Origin of the sequence: Enterobacter sp. SECR19-1250 (assembly GCF_013391025.1) — a bacterium.
Taxonomy (GTDB): Bacteria; Pseudomonadota; Gammaproteobacteria; order Enterobacterales; family Enterobacteriaceae; genus Enterobacter; species Enterobacter cloacae.
The window spans coordinates 1-6,014 of sequence record NZ_JACASJ010000169.1 but is presented as its reverse complement, the minus strand read 5'-3'; the positions used below and the strand labels follow the sequence as shown (position 1 = coordinate 6,014).

Genomic DNA, 6,014 nt, shown 5'->3' with positions numbered 1-6,014 from the left:
AATCGGTGTTGCAAAAACGGGAGTGACCATAGATTCCGTTTTCTGAGACGACCCCGCGTAGACGAAATCCCACTCCACCTCGCTGAGCTGTTGCCCTTCGCGCCAGTCGAAGACGATGCCCTGCCCCGCCACCTGCTCGCGTTCCTTGCGCAGCTGCTTGCGCTTGCGTGAGGTCAGCGCATCGAGAAAGTCCTGAAAGTCCCGATAGCCGCGGTTGAGCCAGTGAAACTGACAACCGATGCGCTCCAGCCAACCCTCCCGGCCAGCCATCAGCCGATCGGCCTTCGACTCGGTGAAGTTCACATGGATGCCGGACATCTGCTGAGCGTCCAGCTGTTCGGTGAGCCCGTCGAGCAGCGTTGCCGCCGCCTCGACATCGCCGAGCAGACGCTGGCCTGCGACCGGGGTGAACGGTACGGCGCACAGCAGCTTGGGGTAATAGCGGATGCCGGCGCGCTGGCAGGCATCCGCCCAGGCCCAGTCGAACACGTACTCACCGTAGGAATGGCTCTTGCGATACAGCGGCAATGCGGCCCGCAGCCCACCCTGCGGATCGCGCAGCAGGCGATGGGCAGGCTGCCAGCCACTGCGCCCGCCGACGCTGCCGCTGTCCTCGAGCGCACTGAGAAACGCGTGACACAGAAAGGGTTGGGAATCGGCCAGCAAGGCATCCCATTCGGCGGGATCGAGTTCGGCGAGGCGTTGTACGGTCTGGATAGGCATGCGCGCAGTCTGGCCTGTCCCGCAGGCGAAAAAAAGCCCCGCCAGGGCGGGGCTCAATGGAGCATCACGGATGAGGTGATGTTTTAGAACACGTACTGTGCGCGCAGACTGATGGCATCGCCATCGTCGTCGCCATTTGCGTTTACCACGTCATCTACACTTGTCTTGAGATAGTTAGCAGAAATCTTTACTGCTTCGTTGGCGTACCAGTTCACACCAACAGTGTGGGTCTTGGCGCCGGCTTTAGCGCTGTCCAGCGCACCGACATAACCGCTCGGTGCAACACCGGTTTTATCGACGGTGATGTCCTCGAAGCGGTAGAACACTTCCCAGGCGCCGGTGCGCTTGTTTTCCGGCTTGATCTTGTCGAACTTGCCGCCATCGAGCTTGTAGGAGCGCGACTCACCGGTGAGGGTGTACGCCAGCTGGACGTTGTAGCCGGTGGCTTCGAGGTCTTCGAAACCTTCCATGGCGTCGACGGTACGGGTCCGGTATTCGCCCTGCACCGAGAACGGGCCGATCATGTAGGCCGCCTCCAGGCCCCAGACCTGATCGGTGCCGTCGGTGCGAGTGCCGCCGAAGGTGGCGCGGTTGCCGTTGGCACTGTCTTCGGTGGTGCCACGCACGGACAGGCGCGGACGAATGCGTTCCAGGTAACCTTCTTCCAGGTCACGCTGACCGAAGCTCGCGCCCAAGTGCAGCACCTGGTCCTTCTCGACGATCGGGGCGATCACGCCACGCAGCACGAAGCTGGTGTTGTTGGCGCCATCTTCGTCCTCGAGCATGTCGACGCCGTCGCCACCATCCTGACGATAGGCACCGGCCTCGCCGTGGAACATGCCGACAGTGGTACGCACGCGGATGCCTTCGCCGTCTTCGCTGTTCACCCAGGGCGCCAGGTCATAGAGCGCCGAGCGCTCGATCGCAGTGATCCACTTGGAGCTGGTCGCCCATTCCAAGCCGAAGGTCGGCCTGATGCGGCCAACCGAAATCTGAACCGGCTCCCAGCCGTTGTAATGAATGGCCAGCTCGCGCCAATTGCTGGAATCGTCGCCAAAGTTGCGCTGGAAGGTGTAGCCCCAATCGGTGAAGGCAACACCGGAAATCTCCAGACGCGCACGACGGAAGTAGGTCTCATCTGCGCGCTCGCCGTTCTGGGTGTAGAAACCATCGAAGCTGTCGGCATCGGCCTGCAGACGGCCATTGATCTTGAACGAGAACTCCTTGTCGGTGGTTCCGACCTCAAGGCCGCCCTTGGTCTTGATAACGAGATCGGCGCCGTCGGTGGTAACGGTGCCGGCGAAAGCCTGGGCGGAAACGGCCAGAGCCAGGGCGCTGGCGGCGAAACCGGCGAAGTGCTTACGGATCATCCAAAATTCCCCTTTATGTTTAGCGTCGGAAACACACGAGATGGGCTCTTTGTGTTGGGGGCAATCTTGGCGGCGGAGTATGTCAGCCAAATGACCGATATGTAAAGCTTTTGTGACAGCGGAACTTTCCGTGGAGCCGCATCGCAGAGCGGTTGCGGCACGTTTTCATCAGCTGCGGGCGTTGCGCTCGCTAGGCCGCCGGGCTCCGGCGACCAGTTTGTCGACCGCCTTCGCGGCAGCGACCATGCCGAACGTGGCGGTAACCATGGTCACCGCGCCGAAGCCGCCGGCGCAGTCGAGCTTGACGCCCTCGCCGACGAAGCTCTTGCTCTGGCACACGCCGCCATCGGGCTTCGGGTAGCGCAACTGTTCGGTGGAGAACACGCAGGGCACGCTGTATGTGCGCCCCGGCGTGCGCGAGAAGTTGTATTCGCGACGCAGCAGCGAACGCACCTTGGCCGCCAGTGGGTCGTTGAAGGTCTTGTTCAGGTCGGCGACCTGGATCTGCGTCGGGTCCACCTGCCCACCTGCGCCACCAGTGGCGATGATCTGGATCTTGCGGCGCTTGCACCAGGCGATCAGCGCCGCCTTGGCCGGCACGCTGTCGATGCAGTCGATGACGCAGTCCATGTCTTCGGTGATGTACTCGGCCATGGTTTCGCGGGTGACGAAGTCGGGCACGGCATGAACCCGACATGCCGGGTTGATGGCACGGATGCGCGCGGCCATTTCGTCCACCTTCGGCTTGCCCACCGCACCGTCCAGCGCATGGATCTGCCGGTTGGTATTGGTGATGCACACATCGTCCAGGTCGAACAGGCTGATCTCACCGACCCCGCTGCGTGCCAGCGCCTCGGCCGCCCAGGAGCCGACGCCGCCGATGCCGACCACCGCCACATGCGCAGCCGTGAGCCGCTCGAGCCCGATACGGCCATACAGGCGGGCAATACCGCCGAAACGCTGTTCATCGATAGACATGCCGACTCCCCGGAGAAAAACCTGGCGATTATAAGACCTCACCGCGTGCCGACCACTGCATCCGGCCGTCACCGCCACCCCGGCTTTGCTTTAATATGGGGTTGTAAGCCGGAACCGCCGAAATTTCCGTTAGCCAGAGGGGCAACTCGCGTCTGAACCTCAGTCCCGCCCATCTTGGCTCATCACCCAGCTTGCGTAGCACAGCACCCTTTAGATCAGCGGACATGGCGCAGAGCCGTAGGAAGAGCTGCAAGCCGTAACTACACGAGAGATTGGTCAAGCATAGCCAACCCACCCCATGCCGATTGCAATGCCTATCCCGATAGCCATCATCCCAGGCAGGCAGCGCAACAGGAAGTCGCGCCCTGCGACCCAGGCGAGGAGGCCAGTTTTGAAGCACAGGTTAGAGAGAATCGCCAGGCCGATCGCGTTAGCGGCTACCTCGGCGCCCAGTTTCCCATTCCCAAACAGGCGCAGGGTCGACAATGCGATGGCATCAAGTTCGGTCAGCCCGGACACGGCGGACGCCAGGTAGAGCCCGCGGGTTCCCGCCCAATCGGACAGCCACGAGGCTAAAAGTAAAATGATGGCATACATCGCACCGAAGCTCAGCGCAACCCGTAACTCGGTCGGATTGGCAACTTCCGGCAAAAGAAGTGGCCCCCCCGTCCGCGAACGATGCCAGACGAACAGTACCGCCAAGCCGCCTGCCACCAGGTTGCCGACCAACACTGGCCAAAGGGTCGCCATCAAGGAGGGCGCGATGGCAACGGCGATCATGCCCAGGCGCACGGACAAGACCAGATTGGCCATGAGAATGACGATCGACGACGTCAGCGCCATGGTCGGCGTCTGGCGGGCATGACGGGCGTACACCAGGGTAGTCGCGGTGCTCGACACCAGTCCTCCCAGCAGACCGAGCAAGGGCGGGCCAAAGCGATCTCCGACCGCACGCATGGCCAAATAGCCGGCGAGGCTCAAGCCGGATATCAGGACGACCATCATCCAGACGTGGTGAGGATTGAAAGCGCCATAGGGTCCATAACCGACGTTGGGCAGGAGCGGCAGCACGATAAAACTCAGCGTAGCGAACTGCAGGATCGACACCAGGTCGCGGGAAGTAATCCGTGAACTCAAGCCGCGCAGTTCGGCCTTGAAATGGAGCAGCGCTGCGGCAGCAATGGCTAGCATAACAGCATAACGACCGTGGCCGAGCCAAACCATCGCTCCGAGGGTGAACGAAAGCAGGATGGCCATTCGTGTGGTGGGGCCAGCGTGGCTCTCGCTCTCCCCGGTCGCGGTCTGACCGAAAACCATGATGCCCGTCATGGCCAGCAAGGCGGCAGGGAGAAACCACGGCGCCCCGACGCTCTGGCCGACGAGGGCGGCGATGGAGCCGAACAGCGCGGCCAAGGCCGAAGTTCGTAACCCCATTGCCGAACCGGCGCGTTCACGCTCAACCCCGATCAGAAGGCCGATGGCCAGGCTGGTCAGAAAAGAGATCAGATGCTCGTTGACGTTAGGGTCCATTGGCGCTTCCCGTAGTTCACCTGACCAACTGTCGGGCAGATGGAAAAATAATTGTTGAAATATGAGGTAGTAACGCCCATCACCTGCGGGAACTGACCTACGCCTTCGAGGAGATGGGGCAGGCTTGGGCCAACCGCCTGTCGAACTGCTGGTCGCCGCTTGCCATGAGGTCGATCAGGCGGCGGCGTGCTGACGCCCGAACGCCTTGCGTCCTGCCGCAAGGATTACGACGCCATTCTCGCGGACGGCGAGGCAGCCAATCCGCGCGCACCGCCTTCCGGCAAACGCGGGCTCGCGGCCGGCGTGATCGAAGCGGTGCGGCGATTCCGGCTTGACGGTCATGCCGCAGACGGGGTCGGTGATCGGGTGGTGCTCGTGCATGGCTGTGTCTCCCTTCTTGTATGGCGGCGCGCCGGCGGCGATCGGCTAATCGAGGTGTCCGGAATTAGTTGACTACTACGGTCTGATCCGGCGAAGATTGGCATAATCCAGCCCCTACCTGTTTGTAATTCCCCTTTTATCCATCAATTCACTTGTCAATTAAGGAGAAAAAATGCCCAAAAAGATATTGATCGTTGCCGCAGCGGTGATAGCCATCGCGCTTAGCGGCTGCGCCGGCAACGGCAGCTATAGCGGAGGTCACGGAGGCGGTGCGAGCAGCGGCGGACATTCCCACTGATTGGAAGATATCCGTCGCGACTGAACGAAGATGAGCGTCTCTGGCCACGCCCATCTTCGTCGTTAGCGGCTTTGTGGAAGCGACGCCATTGCACTGGATTGCAAGCCGGTACCGCCGAGAATTTCGTCACCCGCTCCGACGATCAGCCGGCAAGCTGCTTGATGCGTTCGGCAAGGTGTCCGAACGCTTCGTTTATGTACTCCAATGTCTTGGCTTCCGCGCCCTGGGCGCGTAGCGAGTCTTTGAAGCTGTCCAGTTCGGCCAGCCATTGCCGATGCAGCCGACCCAGTTCGTTGACTTGCTGCCGGAAGACTTGCAGGCTGCCGCTGCCACGAAATGCTTGATAGCCGCGCTCCAGGGTTGCCGCCGTGAGCAGCAGTTGGGTAGCCCGTTGTTTATGCTCCTCAGAAAACTCGGCCAGCCCATCATAGGGTCGCGATGTCTTGTTGCGCTCGGCTTCGGAGGCTTCCTCCATGATGTGGGCGTAGCGGTAAAACCCAGGATATTCGCGAGACAACGCCATGAACTGCTGGTCGGAGGTGCCGACCCAAATCTTGTGCAGGTCGGGCACGTATCCCATCATGTGGTTGATGATGGCGTGCGTTTCGCGAATGTTCTGGGCGGCGAGTTGCTGCATGTGCTGGTCGATCTTCGCGGCCAGCCGGCGAAAGTCATTCATGGGCACTGTTGCAAATAGTCGGTGGTGATAAACTTATCATCCCCTTTTGCTGATG

7 protein-coding genes are annotated in these 6,014 nt (G+C 61.3%); 2 read left to right on the top strand and 5 right to left on the bottom strand.

The features are described from left to right. From HX884_RS24870 to HX884_RS24855, 4 genes are all read right to left on the bottom strand, one after another. The coding region (locus HX884_RS24870) for a peptidogalycan biosysnthesis protein (RefSeq protein WP_178328945.1) at nt 1–723 on the bottom strand (723 nt) is incomplete at its 3' end. Between the two features lie 83 nt (nt 724–806). After that, nucleotides 807–2,093 carry an OprO/OprP family phosphate-selective porin gene (locus HX884_RS24865; RefSeq protein WP_178328944.1) on the bottom strand — a complete coding sequence of 429 codons (1,287 nt, stop codon included), beginning with the start codon at nt 2,091–2,093 and terminating at the stop codon, nt 807–809. Between the two features lie 168 nt (nt 2,094–2,261). Beyond that, nucleotides 2,262–3,071, bottom strand: coding sequence for a tRNA cyclic N6-threonylcarbamoyladenosine(37) synthase TcdA (tcdA, locus tag HX884_RS24860; protein WP_178328943.1), 810 nt, complete (start codon nt 3,069–3,071; stop codon nt 2,262–2,264). A 276-nt stretch (nt 3,072–3,347) separates the two neighbouring features. Further along, nucleotides 3,348–4,601, bottom strand: a complete 1,254-nt coding sequence (locus tag HX884_RS24855) for an MgtC/SapB family protein (RefSeq protein ID WP_009238019.1) — start codon at nt 4,599–4,601, stop codon at nt 3,348–3,350. 186 nt (nt 4,602–4,787) lie between these two features. Between HX884_RS24855 and HX884_RS24850 the strand changes: the two genes are divergently transcribed. Both HX884_RS24850 and HX884_RS27390 read left to right on the top strand, forming a co-directional pair. Continuing rightward, a complete protein-coding gene (locus HX884_RS24850) occupies nt 4,788–5,054 on the top strand; it encodes a hypothetical protein (RefSeq protein ID WP_009277699.1) in 267 nt (88 codons plus the stop codon). A gap of 100 nt (nt 5,055–5,154) precedes the next feature. Then, a complete protein-coding gene (locus HX884_RS27390; protein WP_009238016.1) occupies nt 5,155–5,280 on the top strand; it encodes a hypothetical protein in 126 nt (41 codons plus the stop codon). Nucleotides 5,281–5,422: 142 nt separating this feature from the next. Here the strand turns inward: HX884_RS27390 and HX884_RS24845 are convergent, their stop codons facing one another. Beyond that, nucleotides 5,423–5,959, bottom strand: a complete 537-nt coding sequence (locus tag HX884_RS24845; protein ID WP_178328942.1) for a transposase — start codon at nt 5,957–5,959, stop codon at nt 5,423–5,425. Nucleotides 5,960–6,014 lie beyond the last annotated feature (55 nt).

Excerpts from the sequence above, each read along its gene's own strand:
- HX884_RS27390 (WP_009238016.1), top strand. The coding sequence starts at position 5,155 with ATGCCCAAAAAGATATTGATCGTTGCCGCAGCGGTGATAGCCATCGCG.
- tcdA (WP_178328943.1), bottom strand. The coding sequence starts at position 3,071 with ATGTCTATCGATGAACAGCGTTTCGGCGGTATTGCCCGCCTGTATGGC.
- HX884_RS24845 (WP_178328942.1), bottom strand. The coding sequence starts at position 5,959 with ATGAATGACTTTCGCCGGCTGGCCGCGAAGATCGACCAGCACATGCAG.
- HX884_RS24855 (WP_009238019.1), bottom strand. The coding sequence starts at position 4,601 with ATGGACCCTAACGTCAACGAGCATCTGATCTCTTTTCTGACCAGCCTG.
- HX884_RS24865 (WP_178328944.1), bottom strand. The coding sequence starts at position 2,093 with ATGATCCGTAAGCACTTCGCCGGTTTCGCCGCCAGCGCCCTGGCTCTG.